The sequence below is a fragment of the Cryobacterium roopkundense genome (genome assembly GCF_014200405.1).
In the GTDB taxonomy this organism is placed as follows: domain Bacteria; phylum Actinomycetota; class Actinomycetes; order Actinomycetales; family Microbacteriaceae; genus Cryobacterium; species Cryobacterium roopkundense.
Genome location: NZ_JACHBQ010000001.1, coordinates 4,413,171 through 4,439,458, shown reverse-complemented (window position 1 = coordinate 4,439,458; position 26,288 = coordinate 4,413,171). Strand labels below are relative to the sequence as shown.

At 66.2% G+C, this 26,288-nt stretch carries 24 protein-coding genes; 11 read left to right on the top strand and 13 right to left on the bottom strand.

The features are described 5' to 3' along the window. The first annotated feature begins 74 nt into the window (after window positions 1-74). From BJ997_RS20665 to mmsB, 4 genes are read left to right on the top strand one after another with little or no spacing between them, the layout of a single operon-like run. Window positions 75-1,574 (top strand): CoA-acylating methylmalonate-semialdehyde dehydrogenase, encoded by a 1,500-nt coding sequence (locus BJ997_RS20665; RefSeq protein ID WP_035837178.1) that lies wholly within the window; start codon window positions 75-77, stop codon window positions 1,572-1,574. Window positions 1,575-1,576: 2 nt separating this feature from the next. After that, the gene (locus BJ997_RS20660; RefSeq protein ID WP_035837177.1) at window positions 1,577-2,716 is read left to right on the top strand and encodes an acyl-CoA dehydrogenase family protein; all 1,140 of its coding nucleotides are present in this window, start codon (window positions 1,577-1,579) and stop codon (window positions 2,714-2,716) included. Further along, the gene (locus BJ997_RS20655; protein WP_035837176.1) at window positions 2,713-3,801 is read left to right on the top strand and encodes an enoyl-CoA hydratase/isomerase family protein; all 1,089 of its coding nucleotides are present in this window, start codon (window positions 2,713-2,715) and stop codon (window positions 3,799-3,801) included. Before BJ997_RS20660 ends, BJ997_RS20655 begins: the two co-directional genes overlap by 4 nt. 13 nt (window positions 3,802-3,814) lie before the next feature. Then, window positions 3,815-4,732 carry a 3-hydroxyisobutyrate dehydrogenase gene (gene mmsB, locus BJ997_RS20650; RefSeq protein WP_035837175.1) on the top strand — a complete coding sequence of 306 codons (918 nt, stop codon included), beginning with the start codon at window positions 3,815-3,817 and terminating at the stop codon, window positions 4,730-4,732. Window positions 4,733-4,735: 3 nt separating this feature from the next. On the opposite strand, the gene BJ997_RS20645 is transcribed toward mmsB, so the two are convergent. The 6 genes from BJ997_RS20645 to BJ997_RS20620 all read right to left on the bottom strand — a co-directional run bounded on the left by BJ997_RS20645 (window position 4,736) and on the right by BJ997_RS20620 (window position 10,099). Beyond that, the gene (locus BJ997_RS20645) at window positions 4,736-5,317 is read right to left on the bottom strand and encodes a hypothetical protein (RefSeq protein ID WP_035837174.1); all 582 of its coding nucleotides are present in this window, start codon (window positions 5,315-5,317) and stop codon (window positions 4,736-4,738) included. 33 nt (window positions 5,318-5,350) lie between these two features. Continuing rightward, window positions 5,351-7,741, bottom strand: a complete 2,391-nt coding sequence (locus BJ997_RS20640) for a trehalase-like domain-containing protein (RefSeq protein WP_052542355.1) — start codon at window positions 7,739-7,741, stop codon at window positions 5,351-5,353. A gap of 150 nt (window positions 7,742-7,891) precedes the next feature. After that, window positions 7,892-8,245 (bottom strand): zinc ribbon domain-containing protein YjdM, encoded by a 354-nt coding sequence (locus BJ997_RS20635; RefSeq protein WP_035837173.1) that lies wholly within the window; start codon window positions 8,243-8,245, stop codon window positions 7,892-7,894. A 251-nt stretch (window positions 8,246-8,496) separates the two neighbouring features. Continuing rightward, window positions 8,497-8,880 (bottom strand): DUF7882 family protein, encoded by a 384-nt coding sequence (locus BJ997_RS20630; protein ID WP_236629025.1) that lies wholly within the window; start codon window positions 8,878-8,880, stop codon window positions 8,497-8,499. Between the two features lie 37 nt (window positions 8,881-8,917). Beyond that, the gene (locus BJ997_RS20625; protein ID WP_183323731.1) at window positions 8,918-9,271 is read right to left on the bottom strand and encodes a hypothetical protein; all 354 of its coding nucleotides are present in this window, start codon (window positions 9,269-9,271) and stop codon (window positions 8,918-8,920) included. A 60-nt stretch (window positions 9,272-9,331) separates the two neighbouring features. Next, on the bottom strand, window positions 9,332-10,099 hold the full coding sequence (locus tag BJ997_RS20620; RefSeq protein WP_035840145.1) for a hypothetical protein: 768 nt from the start codon (window positions 10,097-10,099) through the stop codon (window positions 9,332-9,334). 93 nt (window positions 10,100-10,192) lie between these two features. Here BJ997_RS20620 and BJ997_RS20615 point away from each other — a divergent pair, with 93 nt between their 5' ends. The 4 genes from BJ997_RS20615 to BJ997_RS20600 all read left to right on the top strand — a co-directional run bounded on the left by BJ997_RS20615 (window position 10,193) and on the right by BJ997_RS20600 (window position 13,476). Next, entirely contained in the window at window positions 10,193-10,807 is a 615-nt protein-coding gene (locus tag BJ997_RS20615) for a hypothetical protein (protein WP_052542735.1), read from the top strand. Window positions 10,808-11,057: 250 nt separating this feature from the next. Then, window positions 11,058-11,723, top strand: a complete 666-nt coding sequence (locus BJ997_RS20610) for a copper resistance CopC family protein (protein ID WP_052542737.1) — start codon at window positions 11,058-11,060, stop codon at window positions 11,721-11,723. Next, window positions 11,720-12,247 carry a copper chaperone PCu(A)C gene (locus tag BJ997_RS20605; protein WP_035840148.1) on the top strand — a complete coding sequence of 176 codons (528 nt, stop codon included), beginning with the start codon at window positions 11,720-11,722 and terminating at the stop codon, window positions 12,245-12,247. Before BJ997_RS20610 ends, BJ997_RS20605 begins: the two co-directional genes overlap by 4 nt. Next, on the top strand, window positions 12,247-13,476 hold the full coding sequence (locus tag BJ997_RS20600) for a Dyp-type peroxidase (protein ID WP_035840151.1): 1,230 nt from the start codon (window positions 12,247-12,249) through the stop codon (window positions 13,474-13,476). Before BJ997_RS20605 ends, BJ997_RS20600 begins: the two co-directional genes overlap by 1 nt. A gap of 44 nt (window positions 13,477-13,520) precedes the next feature. On the opposite strand, the gene BJ997_RS20595 is transcribed toward BJ997_RS20600, so the two are convergent. From BJ997_RS20595 to BJ997_RS20585, 3 genes are all read right to left on the bottom strand, one after another. Next, window positions 13,521-14,015 carry a DUF2231 domain-containing protein gene (locus tag BJ997_RS20595; RefSeq protein ID WP_035840152.1) on the bottom strand — a complete coding sequence of 165 codons (495 nt, stop codon included), beginning with the start codon at window positions 14,013-14,015 and terminating at the stop codon, window positions 13,521-13,523. A gap of 123 nt (window positions 14,016-14,138) precedes the next feature. Next, the gene (locus BJ997_RS20590; protein ID WP_035840153.1) at window positions 14,139-14,738 is read right to left on the bottom strand and encodes a hypothetical protein; all 600 of its coding nucleotides are present in this window, start codon (window positions 14,736-14,738) and stop codon (window positions 14,139-14,141) included. Continuing rightward, the gene (locus BJ997_RS20585; protein ID WP_035840154.1) at window positions 14,731-15,069 is read right to left on the bottom strand and encodes a PadR family transcriptional regulator; all 339 of its coding nucleotides are present in this window, start codon (window positions 15,067-15,069) and stop codon (window positions 14,731-14,733) included. Before BJ997_RS20585 ends, BJ997_RS20590 begins: the two co-directional genes overlap by 8 nt. 84 nt (window positions 15,070-15,153) lie before the next feature. Between BJ997_RS20585 and BJ997_RS20580 the strand changes: the two genes are divergently transcribed. Both BJ997_RS20580 and BJ997_RS20575 read left to right on the top strand, forming a co-directional pair. Next, on the top strand, window positions 15,154-16,458 hold the full coding sequence (locus BJ997_RS20580) for a hypothetical protein (RefSeq protein WP_035840156.1): 1,305 nt from the start codon (window positions 15,154-15,156) through the stop codon (window positions 16,456-16,458). A 277-nt stretch (window positions 16,459-16,735) separates the two neighbouring features. Next, entirely contained in the window at window positions 16,736-17,803 is a 1,068-nt protein-coding gene (locus tag BJ997_RS20575) for an IS110 family RNA-guided transposase (RefSeq protein ID WP_183323730.1), read from the top strand. A gap of 222 nt (window positions 17,804-18,025) precedes the next feature. On the opposite strand, the gene BJ997_RS20570 is transcribed toward BJ997_RS20575, so the two are convergent. Together BJ997_RS20570 and BJ997_RS20565 are read right to left on the bottom strand one after the other, a co-directional pair. Beyond that, window positions 18,026-19,066, bottom strand: coding sequence for an IS110 family RNA-guided transposase (locus BJ997_RS20570; RefSeq protein WP_052542858.1), 1,041 nt, complete (start codon window positions 19,064-19,066; stop codon window positions 18,026-18,028). A gap of 228 nt (window positions 19,067-19,294) precedes the next feature. After that, the gene (locus tag BJ997_RS20565) at window positions 19,295-20,872 is read right to left on the bottom strand and encodes a DUF222 domain-containing protein (protein ID WP_183323728.1); all 1,578 of its coding nucleotides are present in this window, start codon (window positions 20,870-20,872) and stop codon (window positions 19,295-19,297) included. A gap of 479 nt (window positions 20,873-21,351) precedes the next feature. Here BJ997_RS20565 and BJ997_RS20560 point away from each other — a divergent pair, with 479 nt between their 5' ends. Continuing rightward, window positions 21,352-22,965 carry an ABC-F family ATP-binding cassette domain-containing protein gene (locus BJ997_RS20560; protein ID WP_035835968.1) on the top strand — a complete coding sequence of 538 codons (1,614 nt, stop codon included), beginning with the start codon at window positions 21,352-21,354 and terminating at the stop codon, window positions 22,963-22,965. Here the strand turns inward: BJ997_RS20560 and BJ997_RS20555 are convergent. Together BJ997_RS20555 and BJ997_RS20550 are read right to left on the bottom strand one after the other, a co-directional pair. Continuing rightward, a complete protein-coding gene (locus tag BJ997_RS20555; protein WP_035835969.1) occupies window positions 22,962-25,496 on the bottom strand; it encodes an MMPL family transporter in 2,535 nt (844 codons plus the stop codon). The two genes, BJ997_RS20560 and BJ997_RS20555, sit on opposite strands and share 4 nt — an antisense overlap. Before the next feature lie 46 nt (window positions 25,497-25,542). Beyond that, window positions 25,543-26,187, bottom strand: coding sequence for a TetR/AcrR family transcriptional regulator (locus BJ997_RS20550; RefSeq protein ID WP_035835970.1), 645 nt, complete (start codon window positions 26,185-26,187; stop codon window positions 25,543-25,545). Window positions 26,188-26,288 lie beyond the last annotated feature (101 nt).

Below are 26,288 nucleotides of genomic sequence, written 5' to 3'. Positions count from 1 at the left end.
GTAATTACTAGGGCTTCCTAGTATCTTGGTCGTGAGACAGCACAATGACGTCGCTAGAGAAAGCAGGCTCCCGCATGACTCGCGAATTGACCCACTTCATCGGAGGCAAGCACGTCGCCGGTACCTCCGGACGCTTCTCCGACGTCTTCGATCCCAACACCGGCCTCGTGCAGTCCCGCGTGCCTCTCGCGAGCCGCGAAGAAACAGAAGCCGCGATCGCCAACGCCGAAGAGGCCCAGCTCGCGTGGGGAGCCTGGAACCCGTCGCGCCGCGCGCGAGTGCTCATGCGCTTCCTCGACCTCGTGAACGCCGAAATGGACTCCCTCGCCCGATTGCTCTCCTCCGAGCACGGCAAGACCGTCGCGGACGCCAAGGGCGACATCCAGCGCGGCCTCGAGGTCATCGAGTTCGCCGCCGGCGGCCCGCACCTCCTCAAGGGCGAGTACAGCACCGGCGCCGGCACAGATATCGACGTGTACTCGATGCGCCAGCCCCTCGGCGTGGTCGCGGGAATCACCCCCTTCAACTTTCCGGCCATGATCCCGCTGTGGAAGGCCGGACCCGCCCTCGCGAGCGGAAACTCCTTCATCCTCAAGCCCTCCGAGCGCGATCCCTCCGTGCCGCTGCGCATTGCCGAACTCTTCCTCGAGGCCGGGCTCCCGGCCGGCGTGTTCAACGTGGTCAACGGCGGCAAGGACACCGTCGACGCCCTGCTCGAAGACCCGCGGGTGAAGGCCATCGGTTTCGTCGGGTCCACCCCGATCGCGCAGTACATCTACACCCAGGCCGCCGCCAACGGCAAGCGCGCGCAGTGCTTCGGCGGCGCGAAAAACCACATGATCGTGATGCCTGACGCCGACCTCGACATGGTCGCCGACACCCTGATCGGCGCTGGCTACGGCGCCGCCGGCGAGCGCTGCATGGCCATCTCGGTGGCCGTTCCCGTGGGCAAGGCCACGGCGGATGCCCTCGTGGCCAAGCTGATCGAGCGGGTCAAGACCGTGAAGGTGGGCCACTGCCTCGACGAGTCCGCCGACTACGGCCCCCTCATCAACCAGCCTGCCGTCGATCGGGTCTCCGACTACATCACGGTGGGCATCGACGAGGGCGCCGACCTCGTGGTTGACGGCCGTGACTTCACCCTCGACGGCTACGAGAACGGTTTCTTCATGGGCCCGAGCCTGTTCGACAACGTGACGGCCGACATGCGCATCTACCTCGAGGAGATCTTCGGCCCCGTGCTCATCATCGTGCGCGCCGACAACTACGAAGAGGCCCTGCGCCTCCCCAGCGAGCACGAATACGGAAACGGTGTCTCCATCTACACGAACGACGGCGGTACGGCCCGCGACTTCGCTGCCCGGGTCAACACCGGCATGGTGGGTGTGAACGTTCCGATCCCCGTGCCGATCGCGTACCACTCGTTCGGCGGCTGGAAGCGCTCCGGCTTCGGCGATCTCAACCAACACGGTCCGGATTCCTTCAGGTTCTATACCAAGACCAAGACTGTGACCTCGCGCTGGCCCAACGGGGTCAAGGACGAGGCCAGCTTCGTGATTCCAACGATGGGTTGATCATGTTTCAGCTGACCGACGAACAACAGGACATCGTGGAGATGGTGCGCGACTTCGCCACCACCTCCCTCGCCCCGCACGCCGTGGAATGGGACGCCGCCAAGCACTTCCCGGTGGACGTGCTCGAAGAGGCCGGAGGCCTCGGCATGGGTGGCATCTACGTGCGCGAAGACGTGGGCGGCTCTGGCCTCACCAGGAGCGACGCAGCGCGCATCTTCGAGGAGCTCGCCAAGGGCGACCCCACGATCGCCGCGTACATCTCCATCCACAACATGGTGGCTTGGATGATCGACACCTTCGGCACCGACGTGCAGCGGGAGAAGTGGGTACCGGGGCTCACCGCCATGACGGCGCTCGGCAGCTACTGCCTCACCGAACCCGATGCAGGCTCCGACGCGGGCGCCCTGCGCACCAGGGCCGTGCGCGACGGCGACGAGTACGTGCTCAACGGAGTGAAGCAGTTCATCTCCGGGGCCGGAACGTCGAGCGTCTACATCGTGATGGCCCGCACGAGCGACACCGGCAACCACGGCATTTCGGCAATCGTCGTACCAGCCGGCACCCCCGGGCTCTCCTTCGGGCCCAACGAGAAGAAGATGGGCTGGAACGCCATGCCCACGGCCCAGGTGATCCTCGAAGACGTGCGCGTTCCCGTTGGTAACCTGCTCGGCGTGGAGGGCGACGGCTTCGGCATCGCCATGAAGGGCCTGAACGGCGGCCGCGTCAACATGGGCGCCTGCTCCCTCGGCGGCGCCCAGTGGGCCCTCGACCAGACGGTTGCCTACCTCAAGGAGCGCAAAGCCTTCGGCAAACCCCTGATCGATCAGCAGGCGCTGCTGTTCGAACTCGCCGACATGGACACCGAGCTCGAAACTGCCCGCACCATGATCTGGCGGGCGGCGGACGCCCTCGATCGCGGCGCGCCCGACCGGGTGAAGCTCTGCGCCATGGCCAAGCGCGTCGCCACCGACACCGGTTTTTCGGTGGCCAACCGGGCCATCCAGCTGCACGGCGGCTACGGCTACCTGAGCGAGTACGGCATCGAGAAGGTCGTGCGCGACCTTCGGGTGCACCAGATTCTGGAAGGCAGTAACGAAATTATGCGCCTCATCATCGGCCGCACCCTGGCGGACGCCTCGTGACCGCCGTGGAGCCCACTGAACCCGAGGTTCTCGTGCGTCGGGAAGGCACGCTTGGCCACCTCATTCTCAACCGACCACGGGCCATGAACGCCCTCACCCACAGGATGATGATGACGATCGGCCGCCAGCTCACCGACTGGGAGACGGATGACGCAGTGCACGCCGTGCTCCTCACCGGCGCCGGCGAACGCGGCCTGTGCGCCGGCGGCGACATCGTGGCCATCTACCGAGACACCGTGGCGGGCGGCACGGGAACCAGCACGTTCTGGGCCGACGAATACCCCGTCAACCTGCAGATCGCCCGCTACCCCAAGCCCTTCATCGCGATGATGGACGGCGTCGTGCTCGGCGGCGGCATGGGAGTGTCCGCGCACGCTTCGATCCGCATCGTGACCGAGCGCACCAAGGTGGGCATGCCGGAGACGGCGATCGGCTTCGTGCCCGATGTCGGCGGAACCTACCTGTTCGGCCGTTCTCCCGGCGAGCTCGGCACGCACCTCGCCCTCACGGCCGGCACGGCGACCGGCGCCGACGCCATCAGGTTGGGGCTCGCGGATCGGTACCTGGCGAGCGAGAAGGTGCCAGCCCTCGTGCGCGCCCTGGGCGAGATGACCGCAGGCAGCGACCTGCAGTCGACGCTTGATTCCTTCACCGAGGCACCGCCGGCGGCGCCCCTGCTCGCCTCGCAGTCCTGGATCGACGCCTGCTACTCGGCCGACACCGCGGAGCAGATCGTCGCGAACCTGCAGCAGTCCCCCGAAGCGGATGCCCGCGCCACGGCAGACGTGATCCTCGCCAAATCCCCCACCGCGGTGAAGGTCACCCTCGAATCCCTGCGCCGGGCACGGAAGCTGCCGAACCTGGAAGCCGTGCTCGAACAGGAATTCAGGGTGTCCATCCACAGCCTCAAGCGACCGGACTTTCGCGAGGGCATCCGCGCCATGGTCATCGACAAGGACCGTACCCCGCAGTGGTCGCCCCCGGAGCTCGCCGATGTGAGCGATGCCGAAGTCGCGTCGCACTTCGACGATCTCGGCGCCGACGAGCTCCGCCTCACGGCGCTCGCCCACCCCCATTCGAATTAGCCAGGAGAATCTCATGAGCACACGCATCGCATTCATCGGTCTGGGCCACATGGGCGGGCCGATGGCGGCCAACCTCGTGAAGGCCGGACACACCGTCTCGGGCTTCGACCTGGTTCCCGCCGCCCTCAACGAGGCGCGCGCCAACGGCATCACCGTGGCCGAGTCCGCGGCCGCCGCCGTGGCCGACGCCGACGTGATCATCACGATGCTTCCGAGCGGCCGACACGTGCTCGGCGCCTATCAGGGTGACGAGGCCACACCCGGGCTCATCGCATCCGCTGCCCCGAACACGCTGTTTCTGGAGTGTTCCACAATCGATGTGGAGGATGCCCGCGCGGCCCGTGACCTGCTCGTGGCGGCAGGCCACCGCGGGCTCGACGCCCCGGTGTCTGGCGGAGTCGGCGGCGCAACGGCCGGCACGCTCACCTTCATGGTCGGCGCCGAAATCGAGGACTTCGAGGCGGCGAAGCCCGTGCTCGAGGTGATGGGCGGCAAGATCGTGCACTGCGGCGGCTCGGGCGGTGGCCAGGCCGCCAAGGTCTGCAACAACATGATTCTCGGCATCTCGATGATCGCCGTGAGCGAGGCGTTCGTGCTCGGCGAGAAGCTCGGGCTGACCAACCAGGCCCTGTTCGACGTGGCGTCGACGGCGTCCGGCCAGTGCTGGGCTCTCACGACCAACTGCCCGGTGCCCGGACCCGTGCCCACGAGCCCGGCGAACCGCGACTACCAGCCCGGTTTCGCCGGCGCCCTGATGGCCAAGGACCTCGGACTCGCCGTCAACGCCCTCGAAAGCACCGGGGTGAACGCCGAACTCGGCACCCTCGCCGCCGCGATCTACCGTCGCTTCGCCGACGAAGAGGGGGGTGCCGGCCAGGACTTCTCCGGCATCATCAACACCATCCGTGCCAGGTCAGCGTCCACCGACTAGGAGTCAGGCCTGCCAGTACCCGGTTTTGCCGAGCAGCTGCGTCTCGCGGTCGGCGTCCGCCGGCACCGCGACCTCCGGGGGGAACACGCCCATCGTGCGCCAACCGTCGACCTCTGGCAGGATCTGCTCCCAGAGGGTGTCGACGAGTTCGTCGCTCATGGAGAACGGTAGCCCGATGAGGTGGGCGATCGACCAGGCCTGGAAGGCCCGATACACGCTCGCGTGCTGCAGGTATTCCGCGAGCGGAAAGTCGCCGTAGCTCAGGTGCACGACCTTGTCAGGGTCGAGGTCAGCGGTAACGGCGGCCGTCGCGCGGTCGTTCAGCCTGTCGTAACTACCCACAGGGTCGTCGCCGAGCAGGTCGCCGTCGTAGGTCGCGCCGGCGTCTTCTATGGTGCGGCCGGAGAGCACATCCGGCACCCAGGCCTCATCGCGTGCGTGCGACGCGAGGACGTTGCGCAGGGTCGGGTTCTCCCGGAGGGACCACTCGGGCGGAGCTGCGAGCCCGAGCTGCTCGGTAGTGATCCGGTCGATGACGGAGCGCAACGCGGCATCCGCTTGAAAGAACAACTCTGCCTGCTTCATGCCCCGCACGCTACCACGACCCCGCCCGGCGGGTCAGCCGGCGGTGGCCAGCACGTAGGGCACCGCATCGCGCTTGCGGTGCTCGTCGAGCAGCTGGGCGCAGCGGATGAACCCGAGGTGCGAGTACGCCTGCGGGTGGTTTCCGAGGTGGATCTCCGTGGCGGGGTCGAACTCCTCGGACAGCAGGCCGGTGGGGCCGGTGAGGGTGACGAGCTGGTCGAACAACGCCTCGGCCTCGTCGAAGCGTCCGGTGAGCATGTACGCCTCGATCAGCCACGTGGTGCAGATGTGGAACCCGCCCTCGAGGCCCGGAAGCCCATCGTCGTAGCGGTACCTGAAGACAGTCGGGCCCACGCGCAGTTCGCGTTCGACCGCGCTCACGGTCTGGTAAAACCGGGGGTCGTTCACGTCGAGTAAGCCGGACAGCCCGATGTGCAGCACTGCGGCGTCGAGGTCTGGACTGTCGTAGGCCACCGTATACGACTTCACGTCGTCGTCCCAGCCTTCGCGCAGTACGTCCTCACGAATGGTCTCGGCGAGCAGCTCCCAGTGCGGCTCGGCCACACGGTCGTGCCGCGCGGCCACGCGCAGGGCGCGGTCGATGGTGACCCAGCACATGGTCTTCGTGTAGGTGTGGTGCCGCGGCGAGCGGCGAGCCTCCCAGATGCCGTGGTCGGGCTCCTGCCAGCGACTCTCGACCGCGTCGACCATCTGCCCGAGGAGACCCCACTGGAAGTCGGTGAGTTCCCCGCGACGCGCGCTGAGCGTGTCGATCAGTTCCGCGATCGGGCCGAACACGTCGAGCTGCACCTGGTTGTCAGCGGCGTTGCCGATGCGCACAGGGCGAGAGCCGGCATAACCGGGCAGCGACTCAAGACTCGCCTCGGTGGACAGCGAGTAGCCGGAGACCGAGTACAGCGGATGCAGCCACTCGGCGCCCGGGCTGCGCTGCAGAATTCCGTCGAGCCACTGCAGAAACCCCTCTGCCTCAACCGTCGACCCCAGGTCGACGAGCGCCTTCACTGTCATCGAGCCGTCGCGCAGCCAGCAGTAGCGGTAGTCCCAGTTGCGGGTTCCGCCGATTCCCTCCGGCAGGGAGGTGGTGGAGGCGGCCAGCACCGCTCCGGTGGGTTCGTAGGTGAGCGCGCGCAGAACCAGCGCCGAGCGCCCGACGAGGGCGGGCTTCACGTTGGGAAGCGTGAGGGTGTTCACCCAGGCGCGCGACGATGCCGCCACTGCCGCGCGGCGCTCGGGCTCCCCTGCCGGCTCCGGCGCGAGCGACTCGGTGTCGCCGCAGCGCAGGTTGAGCACGACGGGGCCCTTCGAGAGATCGACGACGGCAGAGGCCGTGGCGTTGCGCCCATCGGAAGTGATCGCGAAGTCGACGCCCGGAGACGAGAGTGTGATCGGGTCTGACGTTCCGGTGATCTGCACACCCACAGCATCGGCGTGCATGTTGAAGTAGGCCGCCGCGTAGTCGGGCCGCGGGGCGAACACGATCCGGGCCGATCCGGTGCCCGTGAGCACGCGCACCAGGTTGGTGATGCCGAGAGGTGACGGTTCGATGTAGTCCTTCACCGTGACATCCGCCCAGCGCGTCTCCACGATCATGGTGTTGTCGAGGTAGCGCTGTCCGAGCACGCGCGACTTTTTCACGGGCTCGATCGAGAAGTGGCCGGCCTCGTCGCTGCCGAGAATGCTCGCGAACAGCGATCCGGAGTCGGGAAGCGGATGCGTCATCCAGCAGATGCGGGCATCCGGCGTCACGAGCGCGGTGGTCGTGCCGTCGCCGATCATGGAGTGCCGCTCGATGGCGACCACCTCCTGGCCGAAGAGCCAGTCCTTGCGAAGTTCAAAGAGAAGGGCGAGCATCTGCGCCAAAATCTCCGGGCCACTGATGTGGTGGGCGGCCACGGACTGTCCGGGCCCCACGCGCACGCCCATGTCGGGGCCGTGCAGGGTGTTCATGGCGTGCTCATCACTCGCGGCGTCGCCTGCGAAGAACGCTGCGCTTACGCCGAGACGGGTGCGCAGCCGGTCGAGGGCGATGCCGGAGTCTTCGGCCTCCCCTGATGTTGCGGCGGCGGCGAAGAACTCGGAATCGAATTCCGCTCCGTGGGAGCCCACCAGGTGTACCTCGCGCGGGAGGCGAGAATCGGCGGCGAGGTCGCGCAGCGGGCGTCCCGACAGCACGGCCGTGTGGGTGTTGGGCAGCGCAGCCAGAGCTCGGAGAGCCGTGGCGGATTCAGCCAGCGGTTGAGACGGCACGGCCGAATCGCCATGGTACGACAGGGTTCCGCCGTAGTTGCACGCGACGAGCAACGAGGGCGTGCGAGCCAGCTGCTGCAGATCCTGCAGCAGTCCGAGCGACAGGCCTGCAACAGAGCGAGGGAGATGGCTCGAACGAATGAGGCTTTGTGGCATTGCGTGTGTCCTTGGGCTGGATTTCGTGGCAGGGAACAAACCGTTGTGCCGATATCGGGATAGTCCCGATTCTCGATAGTGTCACCCAGTTGGATAATTCCAGAATCGCCGAGGCGAATCCCGCCCTATCTCTCAACCCGTGGGCGAAGGTTAGACCTTCTTCACCACGCTCGATTTGAGCTGCATGGGACCGAATCCGTCGACCTTGCACTCGATGTCGTGGCCGTCGACCGGGCCGAACAGCCGGATGTTGCGCACCTTGGTGCCCACCTTGATCGCGGTGGAACTGCCCTTGAATTTCAGGTCCTTGATCACGGAGACGGTGTCGCCATCCGTCAGAACAGTGCCGAAGGCGTCCTTGAATACCGTCTCGGCGGCCTCATCGCCCGACGCGTCAGCCTCGACCGACCATTCGTGCGCGCAGAGCGGGCACACGAGAAGGGCACCCATCTCATAGGTGAGGTCGCTGGAGCATTCGGGGCAGGGAGGCAATGTATCGTTCACCTGTTTATCGTAGACCCCGAGAGATTCAGATACCCCGTGGGGTATAGTGTGATCCACTATCGTCCACTGAAAGGGAATCACCATGTGCCGAGCCGTTACCTGTAAGACCTGCGGAAAGACAACCTGGGCCGGCTGCGGCCAGCACGTCGACCAGGTCATGAGGGGTGTCCCCCGGGCGAAGCAGTGCGGCGGCCACGAGAAGGTCGCGCCCACGGGATCGTTCTGGTCGAGGCTGTTCGGGCGTTAGCCAGCTAGCGGGCTCCGTGCAGCTTTGTTCCCTGCGTGGCCGTCGGTTTGAGGGCGGACTTCACGGCCGGAGTCGCCACGTTCGCTACCTCGGGCGGCTCGGGTACGACATGCAGCCCGGCGGGAGTGTTGGTCAGGCGCACGAGCTCCTCCAGCCACGTTCGATTGAGGAGGGGATCCTTGCTGCCGTAGAACTCGAACTGCAACGGAACGGAGGGGTTCAGCCAGATCGAATTGTGGCCGCCGCCCGACTCCGGCGTGTTGGCCCAGGTGAAGGTGAAGCTCTCGCCCCGGCGGAGCTTGGCGATGATGACGACCTTCAGGTGGGCCAGAGTGCGGTCGTCGAATTCCACGGACGTTGCCGGCGTACCGTACATGAACTTGCCCATTCGCTTCCTCTTCTCACGTCGGGTCGATTGGGGTCGCCTAAGACAGGCTGCTGTCGATATCGGCCACGGCCTGGTTGAACTGTGCCGCGTCTTCCTCGGCGTCGGCCAGCGACTCGACCGACGCGACAACGCCGATCATCGGCAGAGCAGGCACCGGAAACATGGCGAGCTCCTCTTCGTCGGAGAAGATGGCCACTTCTTCAACGTCGAATTGACTGGCCGGTCCAATGAGCAGCGTGTGGATCGTCGTTGACCCGTCGGTCTCCAGCACGGGTACGTTCACTGACACGCTGGTCAGTGTTCCGGACAGTTTCGTCGCATACTCCAAGAGGGAATCTGCCACCACGCCACCCGTGATGATCGACCCCCCGGCGAACTTCATGCGTTTCATACCTGGGAGGATACCCCCGCGGTGCTCCGTTGGGGGCCTGTCTCGAAAATCCGGGCGAGCTCAGACGGAACTGGAGCTGATGCCCCCCATGCGCTCGAGAGCCGCGCGCATGATCTGCGCTTCGGGCGTTGGTGCCACGTGGTGGTTGGCGTAGATACCCAGCAACCAGGAGAGCACTTCGTCCTCGGCCATCGCGACAGCGTTCCAGTCCACTCCGGGCAGGGCCTCGGTGCGCGGCTCCCCCGTGGCGGGGTCCAGCCAGGCGCGCGCAATCTGCTGGCCATCGCGCCCCGGTACGGGCGTCCAGACCAGTGCGATCGGGTGATGATCGCCGTCGATGTGCTCGTGGTCGACGGTTCCCGAGCCCAGCCAGGGCAAGGTCAATAACTCGCCGGTGATGCCGAGCTCGATGAGTTCAAGCTGGGTGGGATCAGTTTCCGGCACATAAAGGGTGAACCCCTGCTCGAACCAATCGGCGGCATCCGCAATGGAGTCGAGCAGGTCTTCGAGCGTGTAGATCTCCTGCGCGAGCGTGAGCGCCCACTGCAGGAGCGTTTCCGTTTCCGTCTGGGGCCACGGGCTCTCGTACGGGTCCTCGTTTCCGTGAAAGTGAAATGTGGGCCCAGTGTCGTCGAGCACGATGTGCAATTGGCCGTCTTCGAAGTCGACGGACAGGTTGAGCGCCTCGCCGTCGTCACCCCAGTCGGCGAACAGGTCAGGGTGTCCGAGCGCCTCCGGAAGAGGGATTGCAGCGGCGAGGCACTCGCCAAGATCCAGCACGGCACGAAACTGGATCGTGGGAAGTCGCAGTGTCTCGTCGGTTACCACTGGGCACCCCGTGCACATCGCTCATCGTGTTGCATGACTGGCAGTTTACCGTTGCCCGGGTCCGCTAGCCTTATCGCAGAAATGAGGGATGACATGGCAACCAGGTGGGCGAGATTTGTGCGCGGCTGGCTCACCGCATCCGTTGCCGTGCTCGTGGCCGCACTGTCCCATGTCGCCGCTGGCGGGGAATCACCCCAACTGATCAGCATCACCCTGGCCCTGGCATTTGCCGGCATGGCGTGTGTTGCCCTGGCCGGCACGAAACTCTCACTCACCAAACTCACCCTGTCCGTTGGATTCAGCCAGGTGCTTTTCCACGTGCTCTTCGGGCTTGGCGGTACCAGTTCTGCCAGCATGACCACCACAGGACATCACGGCGCGGTTGTGGTGGGTGCCACCGACGCGGCCGCCGCCGTCTCGGCACACGGCATGCTGGACATGGGCTGGATGTGGGTCGCGCACGCCTTCGCGGCCGTCGTCACCATCGTCGCGCTGCGACGCGGCGAGCAGTCCTTCTGGTCTCTGCTGGACGTCGCCCGCCTCGCCCTGGTCGCCCTCGTGCGCACCCTCGGAATCATCGTCTCGCTGCCACGCCAGCGAGCTCATGTTCTCGCCGCGCTCGCCCGTGCCCTTGTGCCCACGGAGCCTGCCGTTTTGCTATCGCCGATGCGATACCGCGGCCCGCCCGTGGCGCTCTCCGCCCTCTAGCCTCAGCGCCGCTCCCCGCGTGTGAGCACAACACTGTGTGAGCAGGTGCCCGCGCGCCGGTGACGGCGCGCCAGGCACAAGCCGTCCCGCGAGCTGAGCGCCCTCGCGTCTCGCGCGCCGATTCGGCGCACCTGACTCTTCGGCGCACCCGACCCTTCGCCGCCCGTCACCGACCCCCGCGTCAGTGACAGGCACACCCGATCTCTCGTGGTCGCGGCCATCCGCCACCACTGTGAATGGACTCTCCGTTATGCATCACACACGCCTCCGCCACGCCCACAGAGCGGGCGCGGCCCTCGCCACCCTCATTGCCTCGCTCGTGCTGGGAGTCGGTGTGCCCGCGGCGAGCGCCCACGACTCCGTACTCTCGACGACGCCGGGAGAGACCGAACACCTCGGCTCGGCACCGGCCCAGATCGAGATGGTCTTCACCGACGACATCCTGCAACTCGGGGCGATCCTGCTCGTGGTGGACGAGGGCGGAGACGATTGGGCGCAGGGCGCGCCCACCCTCGAGGGGGCCAAGGTCAGCCAGGCCGTCGCCACCGATCTGCCCGACGGAAACTACCAGGTGCGGTGGCGCGTGGTCTCCGCCGACGGCCACCCCGTCTCGGGCACGTTTGACTTCGGAGTGGGGGCAGCGGATGCCGTGTTCACAGCGGAAAGTGGCGCCGCGGCATCCGCTTCGGCCGCGCCGCAGAACGAAGACGCGCCCCCGACCGAAGCCCAGCCCCTGACCTCATCGACCCCCTGGCACGTACCCGTGGCGCTGATCGGCGCAGGCGGGGCTGTCATCGGGGTCGCCATCTTCTCCCTCATCCTGTTTCTCCTCCGGCGCCAACACGCCCAGACGTCGACTCGCGCCTCCGCGAGCTCGAATACCGGAACCACTCACGGAACGGAACCCCTCACATGACACTGACCACAACACCCCGCATCCTCGTGATCGCCGTCGCAGCGCTCCTCACCCTCTCCGGCTGCGCGGGCACCGCGACAGCCCCCGCGGCACCCTCCACGCCCGCCGCCGACGGCCTGAGCATCACCGACCCCTGGGTCAAGTCCGCCGAATCGGGCATGAGCGCGGCCTTCGGCGTTCTCGAAAATTCGAGCGACACAGACATCACCATCACCGCCGTGAGCTCCGAGGCCGCGCCCATGATCGAGCTCCACGAGACAGTGGAGAACGATTCCGGGGCCATGGTCATGCAGAAGAAAGAAGGCGGCTTCGTCGTTCCCGCCGGCGGCAGCTACGAGCTCGCTCCCGGCGCCAACCACATCATGCTGATGGGCCTCACCGCTCCCCTCGTGGCCGGCGAGGACTCTTCATTCACCGCAACGCTGTCCGACGGTTCCACGTTCGACTTCACCGCCCCCGCAAAGGACTACTCAGGAGCGAACGAGACGTACGAGGGCGACACGAACATGAATGCAGACAAGTAATGGAAGTGGATAAGCACGCTGCTGCTGGTCGTCGTCTGAGTCGGAGGCACCTCCTGCTCGGCGGGGCAGCGGCCGGGATCGGCGCGGTGGGCGCCATCGGCATCGACCTGGCAGCGAAGGCATCCGCCACACCGCCCGCGGCGGCACCCGCGGGCCTGAACGGCAACGAAGTTGTGCCGTTTTATGGGCGTCACCAGGCCGGAATCGACACCGTCCCCCAATCCCAGGTGACCCTGCTCTCCCTGGACCTGAACGCGGGAACCGATGCGGCCACGCTCCGCCGCATGATGCGCATCCTCACGAGCGATGCCGCGCGGCTCAGCCAGGGCGCGCCTGCCCTGGCCGACTCCGAGCCGGAACTTGCCGTGGCTCCGGCCCGGCTCACCGTCACCTTTGGCTTCGGCCCCGGGCTCGTGGCCGCCGCCGGTGGCGCGGTGCCGAGCTGGCTCCGACCGCTGCCTGCGTTCGGCGTCGACAGGCTCGACCCGGCTTGGGCTGACGGCGATCTTCTCATACAGTTCGCGGCCGACGACGCGCTCACGGTAGCGCACGCCACCCGAATGCTGCTCAAGGACAGCCGCTCTTTCGCGTCCGTGCGCTGGGTACAGTCCGGCTTTCGGCGCGCGCCCGGTTCCGTGAAGCCGGGCACGACCATGCGCAATCTCTTCGGTCAGGTGGACGGCACCGTCAACCTCGTGCCTGGCACGACCGACTTCGAAAACCTGGTGTGGGGCACGGCAGCCAACCCGGCTTGGCTACACGGCGGCACCGGTTTCGTGCTGCGACGCATCTGCATGAACCTCGACAAGTGGGACAAGCTCGATCGCTCCGGCCGGGAGGCATCCGTTGGTCGCACCCTGGCCAACGGCGCACCCCTCACCGGCACCCAGGAAGCGGATGCCCCCGACTTCGAGGCGAAGACGGCGATCGGTTTTCCCGTCATCCCCGAGTTCTCACACATGCGGCGCGCCCGGTCCGAGAACCCGGCCGAGCGCTTCCTTCGCCGCGGCTACAACTACGACGAAGGCCCGACGGGCTCGAGCGTGTCGAACTCCGGCCTGCTGTTCGTCACGTTCCAGGCGGATGTCGACGCCCAGTTCGTTCCTATCCAGCGGCGACTGGACGCACTCGACCTCATGAACGAGTGGATAGCCCCCATCGGGTCGGCCGTGTTCGCGATCCCGCCCGGCTGTGCCGCCGGGCGCTACATCGGCGACACCCTCTTCTGAGTGAAGCACGGAGCGAGTGGATCACGGGCGGCCCCGGCGGAAATCTAGTCGGAGTCGCCCGACGGGGCCGGCGTCGTGCCCATGTCTTCCTGCCACACCGCGGTAGCGCCGCTGTGTCCGATTCGGATGGCCTGCACCATCGTTCCGGTGGACGTGATGACGGCCGCAGCGATGATGGCAATGGCAATCCACTTCGGAGTTCGACGCGGCGCGCGGTCCACATAGCTGCGCCACAGCATCACGCCGGCGACCACGACCAGGCCGATCACCCAGGGCAGCAGGCCCTCGGCCAGCTCGGAGTGGATCTCGATCAGCGCGGAGTCGCCGACCCGCGCCTCCAGCGCCTCCCCGGTTTCGGTGGAGATGGGCACGAGAACGAGCGCAGCGAGGGCAAGTCCCAGCGGCAGGAAACGCGCCCAACGGCGAAACCGCGGCCAGACGGCGACGAGAAGCACGACGAGCGCGGCGGTCGGCACGATGACTTCTGTCGCGTGAACAACGAGAGGATGCATCGGAAGACCGAAGAAGGTATCGAACATGGTTCTCCTTGAAGCATCGGGTGGGCGCCCACGGATTCACGAGTGCATAGCTCACGCTAAATGGATGCGCCCGGAACCGCTACACAGGACAGGCTGCGCTCACTTCGCGGCGCCTGCGCCTCCCTACCGGGCCCGGGCTCGCACGAGCAGCCAAATACCCACGAATACCTGCACCACGAGGACCATGAGCAGGCTCGACCAGACCGCGTCGAAGAGGGCGGGGACCAGCGGATTGTGCACGTCACCACTTGGGGAGACGTCCTGACGCGACGACAGGGCCGCGGCAGCGGCAAGCAGGACGGCGAGCACAACGGCCACCACAGGGGTGAGGGTGGCGACCCACTTCTCGGCTCGCGTCCAGGTGCGGGAGAACCAGACCATCACGAGCCCGGCGATCGCGCCCACGAAGGGAATCAGGACTCCGCCGACCATGACCAGGAGCGCAGCCACGACGGGAAACCAGGCCGGGTCAGACAATTCTCGTGTGGCATCCGCTGCGTCACTTTCGCTCAAGCCGGCCTCGGCGCGCGCCTGGGATGCGATGAACGCGGGGTGGCCGAGTTGTTGAATTCGACGGACAGTGTCTGACTCGCTCAACCCGCGGAGCTCTTCGCCGACCCCCTCGAGGATCCCTCGACGCACATCAGAGGGCAGGTCCGCGAGGGCAGCGTCAAGCTCAGCAAGGTAGGCGCGGATCGGCGCGTTCGTTGACGATTTAGTCATGGGTTTCGTCCTTTCCGACGATCTCGCCCACCGTGCGGGCAAAGGGTTGCCATTGCAGGCGAAAATTCCGCAGGTGATCAGTCCCGTCGGGCGTGAGCCGGTAGTACTTGCGCGTTGGACCGGCGTCCGAGGCCTCCTCATAGGTAGTGACTAGACCCTGACTGCGCAGACGGGACAGCATCGGGTACAGAGTGCCGATGCTGGCGATCAGGTTGTGCCGGATGAGCGTTTCGGACAGCTGCCAGCCGTACATCGGTTGCTGGTCCAGCAGCCCCAATACGCAGGACTCCACTACTCCCTTGCGGAGTTGTGCTCCCACATCGACGTTCATGGCCGTCACACTACCTTGCTTGGCACGTTAGTGGCAAGGTGCGTGCCGTGATGAGGATCGGCTCTCGTGCGATAGATTTCAGCGGTGACAGTTCGAGGCGGGGGTGGGTGGGGCTTCGCCTATGCGCTGCTGGTCAGCGGTGTGATCGTGACGGTGGGGGCATCCGCTGTCTGGCCGCAGATCACTCTCGTGGCGGGGGCGCTCACGCTCGGTTGCGCGGCCGTGGGGCTCGTGCTCGTGGCGCGCACCCAGCGGATTGTTGCGAGCATCCTCATGCTCCTGGGCATCGCCTCCCTGATCATCGGGCTGGCCCTCGGGGGCGAGGTCACGACCCTCAGCGCGTTGTCGGTCAACCAGGACCTGATCGGCATGCTCACAGCCGTGTCGTTTCTGCGGCTGGTCACTCCCGTTCCCACCGAGACGCGCAGCAGACTGCGCGGCGCCCCCGCCGTGGTGCGCACGGCAGTCGCCACCCACGCCCTCGGCGCTGTGATCAACCTCGGGGCCGTCGGTATCGTGGGCGACCACCTGCGCGGCTCGTCCAAGCTCCGCCTGCCCGATGCTGCCATGCTGTCCCGCGCCTACTCGGCGGCGGCCTTCTGGTCTCCCTTCTGGGCGGCCGCTGCGGCGGCCACCTCCCTGGTTCCCGGTGCGAACAGCCTCGTGCTCATTCTGGTGGGCTTGCCTCTGGCCCTCGTCGCGATCTGTCTGAGCTGCTTCGACATCTTTCGCATGTGGGGATCCGACCTGCGCGGCTACACGGGATATACGCTCGGCTGGGCACTTATTCGCATTCCGCTCGCGCTCGTGGCGCTCGTCGTGCTTGCGCACCAAGTTTGGCCCGAGGTTCCGGTTCCTCGCATCGTGCTTCTCGCTGCTCTCGCCGTGACGCTCGTCGGTTTGCTGCTGCAGAAGCCGAACGGTGCCCTGCGCCGGCTCGCCCGCCACGCTCGCTATGACCTGCCGAACCTGCGCGGCGAGGTGACGCTTTTCGCGTCGGCGGGCATCCTCGCTGTCGGGCTGCGGGTACTGTTCCCGATGGTCTCGATTGGCCTGCCTTTCACGAGTTTCACGGTGCCTGTGGCCTGGGCTTGCCTCGTAGTGATGGTGCTCTTCGCCCTGATCGGCGTGCACCCGGTGGTGTCGGTTGCCGTGGTGGCGGCGATCGCGTTGCCACTCAATCCCGATCCCACACTGTTCGTGCTTGCGGCATCGATAGGCTGGGGAGTATCCACCTCGGTCGGGCCACTCACCGGACTCACCATGTTTCTGCACGGGCGCTACGGTATCGACAGTATTGCGCTTACCCGCCGCAACTTCGTGTATCTCGCCATCGTGCTGGCCGCGGCCTGGCCGGCCCTCTGGCTGTGCGAGACCCTCGTGTCCTGACCGCCGCGGGTCCGCTTCCGCTGGTCGAGCCCCCTCCTCCGCTGGTCGAGCTTGTCAGTGATGATGGTTGCAGGGGGTTGGCCCGGTCTGACTCGGAGCTTGTCTGACGCTTCGGTTGTCTTTGTCTCGATGCGTCGACCGGTGTCCAGCCCCCGCACGCATTGTCGCGTTCGGGAGCACCACCATGACTTAATAGGAGCTTGACTCCAGCCTCTTCACTGACTTGTCTGACGGTGCCCCTGAACACTGACCCTCAAACAGAAGGGCTGTATTCAGCATGACCTATTCCCGCAAGGATCTGATCCTCGGCGTCGATACGCACAAAGATTTTCATCACGCGGCGGTGATCAACCACGTCGGAAAATCGATCGCCGACCGGAAGTTCGACGCCACCTCCGCCGGGTACTCCGACCTCATCGCCTGGGCGACCGGCGTCGGCCGGATCGGCCGCGCCGGCGTCGAGGGGACCGGGTCCTACGGCGCCGGCCTCACCCGCGAACTCACCCGCCGTGGCATCCCCGTCATCGACTTAATCGCGCCGGATAAGCAGCTGCGGCGCCTGCGCGGCAAGACCGACCAGATCGACGCTTACAACGCGGCCCGCGCCGTCCTCAACGAGCTCGCCACCGCCGTCCCGAAGACCCAGGACGGATTCGTGGAGGCCCTGCGCGTGCTCCGCACCTCCCGCCGCTTGCTAGTCAAACAGCGCACCGAGAGCATGAATCAGTTGCAATGCCTGATCGTCAGCGCGCCCGCAGACCTGCGCGTGAGCCTCGCGAAACTCAAGGCGAAGAACCTGGCGCTGCGCTGCTCAAAGATCCCCGTGCGCAAGGCCGACGACCTCGTCATGACCGAAACGAAGAACGTCCTCCGCTCCCTCGGCAAACGCTATTTGGAGTTGCTCAAAGAAGCCGACCGGCTGATGAAACGCCTCGGCGCCATCGTAAAAGAGCACGCCCCGGAACTTCTCGCCGTGCACGGCGTTGGACCGGACGTCGCCGCGACAATGCTGATCGTCGCCGGCGAAAACGTCGACCGCCTCAACAACGAATCCGCCTTCGCACACCTCATCGGCACCGCCCCAATCCAAGCCTCATCCGGCAAGACCAACCGACACCGATTGAACCGCGGCGGCCACCGCCAAGGCAACTCAGCGGCCTACCGAATCGTCATGGTCAGGATGAAATCCCACGAGAAAACCCGCGACTACGTAGTCAAAGCCCTCGCCCGCGGAAAGACCAAACGCGAGGCCATGCGCCTCCTCAAACGCTACGTCGCCCGAGAGATATTCCAAATCCTCATCACCATCAGAGAACGCCACCAACAAGCCGCAATCTCAGCTTGACATCTATAGGAGCATCGAGACCCTTCTTCACCCCGCTGGTCGCTCCTCACCCGCTGGTCGAGGAACGCCGTCTACGGCGTGTCTCGACGCTTCTATGGGAGTTGTCAAGCTGTTGAGGTCTTTTTTGATGATGTTTTGTGAGTCGTGTGGCGTGTTTTTGGGCGCGTGAGGGTGGCGGGCGGGCCGTCGAAGATGGCCTGTCCGCTGGGCGGTGGTGACGTTTTAGATGGTGTGGTTATCGAGGACGCGGAACAGGTGCCGGGCGATGTAGCGTTTCAGGACGCGTTGGATTTCTTTGGGTGTCTTGCCTTCCTTCGTCCGTTTCTCGACGTAGGCGGCGGTCGCCGGGTCGTGGTGGTAGCGGTAGAACGTGGTGACCCAGATGGCGGTGTTGAGCGCCCGGTCGCCGCCGCGGTGCAGACGGTAGCGGATGGTGTTGCCCGATGACGCGGGGATGGGCGCGATGCCCGCGAAGCGGGCGAACGCGGCCTCGGAGCGGATGCGTCCCTGGTGCGACCACGACACGATCAGCTGCGCGGCGACGATCGCGCCGACGCCGTGCTCAAGCAGCAGGTAGGGGGCGAGGGCTTTCACGTGCTTGAGGAGGCCCTTCTCGTTCGCCGTGAGCTCGGCTTGACGGCTGAGGATCTCTCGCGCTTCGCGGGCAGCCTCGGCGCGGATGGTGACCATGCCGACGTCATCGTTTCGATGGGCGCGCCAGGCTGCGACGACTTTGACTTGCTCGGCGGTGAGGGCCAGGCGAACGTCCAGGCCGAAACCGTACCCGCGCAGCAGCGCTGTGAGGCGGTTGTTGGAGGCGCTGTGGGCCTTCTTGAGGGCGGCGCGCGCGGTCAGTAGCACCGTCAAGGCTGCGTGGTGCCCAGCGTGGTTGCGGGGCGTGATGAGGTGCTCCATTGGCAGGGCGAGGGCGTAGCGGGCGGCGTGCTCTGCGTCGATGGGGTCGGTTTTGCCGGCCCGGCGAACGCCGCGCTTGGGCGGCCTGGTTTCGGTGACGCGCACGCCGGCGGCCGTCAGGAGGTCGCAGAACTGGGCTCCGTAGGACCCGGTGCCCTCCATGGCCACCAAAACCGGCCCTGTTGTTTCGCGTTCGATCCACGCCTGAGCCCGTTTGAGTCCGGGCGGAGTTGTCGGGAATGTTTGCGCGGTGCCGTGTTTCCCGCCCAGATGGTCGAGGGCGACCAGCGTGTGTGTCTTGGCATGGGTATCCACCCCGATGACATAACTGAACTGCTGTGAGACCATGGTCACGATAACTCCTTCGATGGGTGTTATGTCGTGCCGGTCTGGGGTTCCTCGGAGAACATCTCTGTAATGAGTCACGACCCTGTTGGGGGTACGGACAGGCTTCTAATCAAGTCACTCTGAGGGTCACAGGCCGGCCTCGATTCGATGCGTGGAGCGGACATGTCGAGACGAAGACACCTCCGTGAAGAGGGTCAGAGACCAAAAGAGTCACGCAACCCACACGAATCAAGACCAGCCTGCCAGCTGATAACCAGACCAGCTATAACCATTACAGAGACCCCGCGAGCCGATCCTGCAACGCTGCACCGGGCACACTTTTAGCGCGACGCTCGGCTGGCCGTATTGGCGCGGTGGGTGGCGGCGGGCCGCCAGGTGCGGGTGGGGTCGAAGAGTACCGGACCTCGCACCTCGGGACGGCCTCGCACCATGCGTATCTCCCACCCGGAGGTGTCGATGGTGGCATGGTGGTACCAGCAGAGCAAAGTTCCGTTGTCTATGTCGGTCTTTCCGTGGTGCTGCCACGGGATCACGTGGTGAACTTCGCACCACGCCGCCGCTCCTTAGACTGGCTCGGGTCGAGCCTGTCGAGACCATAATGCAGCCTCCGTCGCGGGCTGCGATGGCCCGGCGCTGGGCGGGGGTGAAGAACCGTTTCTTCTCACCGAGTCGGAGCACTTCCCCGTTCTCCCCGAGGATCACGTTCTGATACCCGCCGGCGCACATCTTCTGCCGCACAGTAAGGAGGGAGATCGGGGCCTCCACTCCGTCGACCCACCCGACGCCCTGGCCGCTCTTCAAATCCCTGGCATTCACGTGCACCATCACCACGGGCGCCGCCCCGCCCATGCTCGGTGTCTTCGCGTCCCGCGCCTTCGACTCGAACACGCCCCGGAGAATATCCGCTCGCTTCTCACCGCCAGTGCGCGGGTCGTCGAACTCCTCCGCCCCGGGAATCAGCTCTCCCGCTTCGATCAACGCCTGCTGCTCAGCACTGGGGAAAGCGGGAGCGGCGTGGGCGGAGAGGAACGTGTTGAAGATGCCGTCCATGATGCCCTTGAGCTCCGGCGTCACCCCGCCCCGCAAGGGATAGAGGCCAGCCTTGAGCCGGCCGAACCCGACGGTGCTTTTGGCCGCCGTCGTATCGTCACTGGGGGCGGCGCCGTCGGGGTCGAGGCGGGCTTCCCATTCGTGGGCCTGCGCCCGGATGAGGTCGGCGGAGAATGCGATCCCCGCCCCCGGCAGTCCCTCGGTCTCGGGCGTGATCGCTCCCGTCGCCGACGCCACCAGCGCCCGCTCCGCCCGATCCAGGTCCGCCGGAGCGACCCGCCGCGACAGAGGTTCGAGGGCGGTCACGATCACCTCCGACGCATCCACCCCCAACTCTCCCGACGCGAGCCCCTCGGCGACCGCGGGATGCTGCACCGGCACCTCCTGCCCCAGCAGCCCGCTGGCGGCGGTCGCGGCCCCGGTGACCAGGCCGCCGAGCCGCATCCGCCGCTTCGCCTCCGAACCCGAGATGCGTGTCACTGCGGTGATCAGCTCGTACTTACCCCGGCATCCGTTCTTATACGCCAGGGACTCATGACCCAGGGCCGAATCCGCCCGGCTGGCCACGTCTGTCGCCGACGCCACCCTCGCCCCATCCGCCCGGCGCCCCAGCTTTTCCACCGCCGCCATCACGGCCAGGGCCTCATCCCCGGTGAACTGCTGGAAGTTCACCTCCGCCAACGCAGCAGCTGCCGAGGCGTCTGCCCTCTCCAGTAGGGCGACCACCTCGGAACCTGACTTCTGCGTCGTTAACATGCCCCCATTCTCCCACTTATCGAACATAAAAGTGAGGATAAATCACATTGGGTGAGCTGAGATTAGAAGTCTTCTCCCCCTTACTATTTCAGTGAGATGCCCATATCTAAGTGGCGCATGACCGTCTGCAATGGAGCAATCGCTATCTCACTGAAATCGTAAAGGGGAGTCTTCTTCTTCCGGTTCGGAAGGTCGGAGCGAGGTCGTACCGGGGCGCGTGTGCCTGGTTCAGGGCGGGCGCCGCTCGGTTGTCTCGCCAAGAGGTTGCCGCGGATGCTCGCCAGTGAAGGCCCAGCTGTTGAGCTGACTTGCCGGCATTCGGCGGCTCTGGAAGACTGGATCTATTACTGTCTTCCAGCGAAAGGGTAAACCGGTGAAGTTCTGCAACGGTTTCGCGCCGCACTCCGCGCGCTGACGCTGTCGATTCGCCGTTTCTCGACTCCGGTGTTTGTGCGTCCCCAACACACATCTGGAGACCCATGGCTACCCCCAAGAACTCGCCCATCACTCTGACGAACGTCGGCCTCACCTGGCCCGATGGATCGCCTGCACTGAACGGCATCACCGGCACGTTCGGTGTGGGGCGCACCGGCCTCGTCGGTGCAAACGGCTCTGGTAAATCCACCCTGCTTCGCCTGATCGCCGGGCGGTTGGCCCCGACTACCGGGCGCATCGACGCGGCAGGCGACGTGGATTACCTGCCTCAGACGCTCACGCTCGCCGTCGATGCCACGGTCTCCGACCTGCTCGGCATCACCGACAAGGTCGCCGCGCTGCGTGCGATCGAGGCCGGCGACGTGTCCGAGCGACATTTCGACACGATCGCAGACGACTGGAACATCGAGACTCAGGCCGAAGAAGCGCTGCGCCACATCGGGTTCACGGCCGTCGACCTCAGCCGGCCGGTGAACACGGTCTCCGGCGGAGAAGCCATGATCATCGCAGTCGCCGGCCTGCACGTGCGGCGAGCGCCCATCACCCTGCTCGACGAGCCGACCAACAACCTCGACCGAACTGAACGCGCGCGCTTGGCCCACATGGTGCGCACCTGGCCCGGCACCCTGCTGGTCGTCAGCCACGACACCGCCCTGCTCGAGCTGATGGACTCCACCGCCGAGCTGCATTCGGGCCGCCTCACGGTGTTCGGTGGGCCGTACAGCGAGTGGCGCGCGCACCTCGACCACGAGCAGGCGGGAGCTGTGCAGGCGGCCCGAACCGCGCAGCAGGTTGTCAAGACCGAGAAGCGACAACGCGTGGAGACCGCGACCAAGCTCGACCGACGTGCCCGCACGGCGCACACGAGCCACGACCAGAAGCGCGGGTCGAAAATACTGATGAACCAACGGGCATCCGATGCCCAGGTGTCGGCCGGCAAGCTGCGCACCGGGGTCGACGACAAGGTACAGACCGCGCAGGCCGCGCTCGATTCAGCGGATGCCCGGGTGCGCGACGACGACCACATCCACATTGACCTGCCAGACCCCGACGTGCCGAACAGCCGCAGGATCGCCGAGCTGGTGGGCGCCGGGCGCACGCTCGTCGTGCAGGGGCCAGAACGCGTCGCCCTGACCGGAGCCAACGGCGTGGGCAAGACCACGCTCCTCGACACCCTCGTGAACGGAACGGAAGCCCAGCCCCGCCGCGCCGGCGCCGTGCTGCTGGTCGATCGCGTGGGCTACCTGCCGCAGCGGCTCGACGGGCTCGACGACGCCGCCTCGGTGCTCGAGAATGTGCGCTCGCTGGCCCCGTCGGTGCCGGTCGGCGACGTGCGAAACCAGCTGGCGCGATTCCTGCTGCGCGGAGCCACCGTGGACCGCGCGGTCGGCACGCTGTCGGGCGGGGAACGGTTTCGGGTGGCGCTCGCCCGCCTCCTGCTCGCGGACCCTCCCCCACAACTGCTCGTGCTCGACGAACCCACGAACAATCTCGACCTGCAGAGCGTGGACCAGCTGGTCGACGCTCTGCTCGGCTACCGCGGAGCCGTCATCGTCGTCAGCCACGATGACGCGTTCCTCGCCCGCCTCGACCTCACGACCACCCTCGTTCTCGACGGCGACGGAGGCCTGTCCGAGGTCGCCGCGAGCGAGCGCTAGGCGCGCGGCGACCCGACTGACCCTGGTGCGCGCTCGCCCGCATGAGTACCGGGGTGCGTGCGCTCGAGGGACGCCCCTTCCACGTCAACGTTGGGCAGGATGCGGTCCAGCCACTTCGGCATCCACCACGCCGCGTCACCAAGCAGGTGCATGACGGCCGGAATGATCAGGAGCCGCACGACGAAGGCATCGAGGAGCACGCCGATCGCGAGCCCGAAACCGATCGACTGGATCATCACCGAGTTCGAGAAGACGAATCCGGCGAACACCGAGGTCATGATGAGCGCGGCCGCGATGACCACGGTGCGTCCCGCGTGCACTCCTCGCTGGACGGCGAGGCGGGCGGGCGTGCCATGAACATAAGCCTCCCGCATCCCGCTCACCAGGAACAGCTGGTAGTCCATCGCGAGCCCGAAAAGGATGCCGACAACCAGGATGGGCAGGAAGCTCAGGATCGGCCCCGGATCGTGGATGCCGAACACCGCTCCCAACCAGCCCCACTGGAAGACCGCCGTGATGGCGCCGAATGAGGCGAACAGCGACAATACGAATCCCAGGGTGGCGGTGACCGGCACAAGGATCGAGCGGAACACGAAGATCAGGATGAGCAGGGAGAGCCCCACGACAACGAGCAGGTACAGCGGCAGAGCCGCGGCCAGCTTCTTGCTCACGTCGATGTTTCCGGACGCATTTCCGGCCACGCCGAGAGAGGTGACGCGCTCGATGTCGAGCCCGCGGAGGTCGAGCACCAGCTGCTCTGTCGTCACACTCGTGGGGCCTTCCCGCGGCACGACCTGGAACGCGAGGAGCATGTCATCGTCGGACGCGCCGATCGGAGCGATGGCGACAACGTTGTCCTCCGCCTTCAGCAGGGTGCCAATGCGCACCTGTTCGGAGACGAAGTTGGCCTCAGACACGGCCTCCGCGAGGTCGGCGACGACGATGAGCGGGCCGTTGACTCCCGCACCGAACTTCTCGTCAGTCAGCTTATAGGCCTGGTACGCACTGGAACTGATCGGCTCGGACGACCCGGCGGGCAGGCCGAGGCGCATCGTGAGGGCTGGGAGGGCGACGGTGAGCAGCACGGCGATGCCGGCGATCACGGTAACGACGGCGCGCACTGTGTTCATCGGCTTGACGGGCATCCGAGAACGGCTTTCGGCCTTCCCGATGCGCGCACGCGCCTTCTTCGTGAGAATCTTGGCGCCCACGAGGTGGAGCAGGGCCGGCGTCAGCGTGACGGCGATCAGGATGGCCATCAGCACGCAGACCGCACCGACAGTGCCCATGAGCCCGAGGAACGGGATGCCCGTGAGGTTGAGAGCGAGCAGAGCGATCAGCACCGTGGAGCCGGCAAAGACGACGGCGTTACCCGAGGTTCCGTTGGCGAGTCCGATGGATTCCTCCAGGGGCACTCCATTGCGCAGTTGCACACGATGTCTGTTAAGGATGAAGAGGGAATAATCGATTCCGACCGCGAGCCCGAGCATGACGCCGAGCACGGGGGTGACGGAGAGCATGGTGACGGTGCCCGACAGCGCGAGGGAGGCCAGGACACCGACCCCCACACCGATGAGGGCGTTGATCAGGGGCAGGCTCGCGCCGATGAGTGTGCCGAGCATGACGAACAAGACGATCGCGGCAAAGATCACGCCACCGATCTCGCCCGGGCCGAGAATCTCGGGGATGCTGGAGGCGATGTCGTTGGACACCAAGACCTTGACGCCGTCGATGTCGGCGTCGTCCATGGCGCCGACGAGTGCTTCCTTGGCTTCGGCGGAGACCTGGTTGAGTGATCTGTCGAACTGCAGGCTGGCGACGGCGGTGGTTGCGTCGGTAGAGACCAGACGGATTTCCGCGGCCAGGCCGAGCAGGTCTGAACCCTGCTCCAGGGTCACACCCTGCGTGGCGAGCTGAGCTCGCCCCGCGTCGAGGGTGCTCTGCTGCGCGGCGATCTCGGCGATACCGGCATCGATCTGCGCCTGCTGCGCGTCAAACTGGGGCTGAGCTGCGGCGAGCTGGCCCGCTGCCTCGGCCTGCGCCTTGGCACCATCGAGCTGCGCCTGACCGCCGACGAGCTGGGCTTTCGCGGCGTCGAGCTGTGCCTGGCCCGCGTCGAGCTGGGCGGCGGCATCCGCTATCTGCTGGCGACCGTCGGTGATCGTGGCCGCCTGGCCATCGATCTGCGCCTGCGTGTCGAAGGGGTTCGTGGTGGCCTTGACGTCTGGGAGGTCGAGCGAATCGGTGAGCAGGGTGCCGATGGCCGCCTGCTGCTCGTCGGTGAACGCGGAGTCGTCAGTTGTGGTGAACACCACGGTTCCGCGCCCGCCGCTGGCGGCCGGGAACTTGGCGGCGAGTTCGTCTGCCACTGTCTGGGTGGGCGTGCCGGGAATGCTCACCGCAGAGCTGAGCGTTCCCCCGAAGAGCGCGAACGCGCCGCCAGCCAGAGCGAGGATTGCGATCCAGGCAACGATGACCAGCCAGGCTCGCCGGGCGGAAAGCCGACCAAGTCGGTAGAGGAAAGTTGCCATGATCGTCCGATTCCTTCGGGGTGCGTGATTGTGGGGGCGGGGCAGGTCAGCTGGTGCTGGAGTACCCGGTGCGAATGGTGGAGATGAGGCGGTCGAGCAGTTCGTCCCACACGGCGCGCGAGGCGTGGTCGAGAGTCGCGCCGGTGCGGGCTATCCAGTGGGCTGACACGACCGCGATGCCGTTCATCACGCTGCTCACGAGCACCGCCACCTCGAAGGCGTCGATCTCGCTGCTCCGCTCCGCGATCTCGCTCGAAAGCTGGTCGGTGGCGCGGGTGAACACATCGTCAAGCGGATGCCGGGCTCTGCCGTCGTCTCCGTCATCGGCGAGCACGCCCCAGAGGTAGGAAACGACTGTGGGCAGGTCGATGTTGCGCACCGCTGCCGTGATGTCGGCGAAGAGTGTGACGCGACTGCCGTCTCCCCGCGGAGTCGCGGCCGTGGCAGCCCGAAACTCATCCACGACGCCGCTGAGCACGCGAGTGCAGCTGGTCATGATCACGTCGTCTAGGGAAGAGAAATGGTTGAAGACTGTGCGCCTGGACACGTCGGCGCGCTCGGCGAGTTCCTCAACGCTGAAATGGGGCTTGCCTCGCTCGCGAATAAGGGCGTCGGCGGCATCGAGAATCGCCTCGCGGTAGCGCGCCTTGAGCGCGCCACGTCGGTCGGGGGCGAGGGTCTGCGAGGTCACGTATTTACACTAAGTGCAAGCACGCACGAAGTGCACCCAGATCCGGCCTCTGCCGCTGCGAATCCTCTGTGAGCTCGGAAGTCCTGCATAACACTGTCATG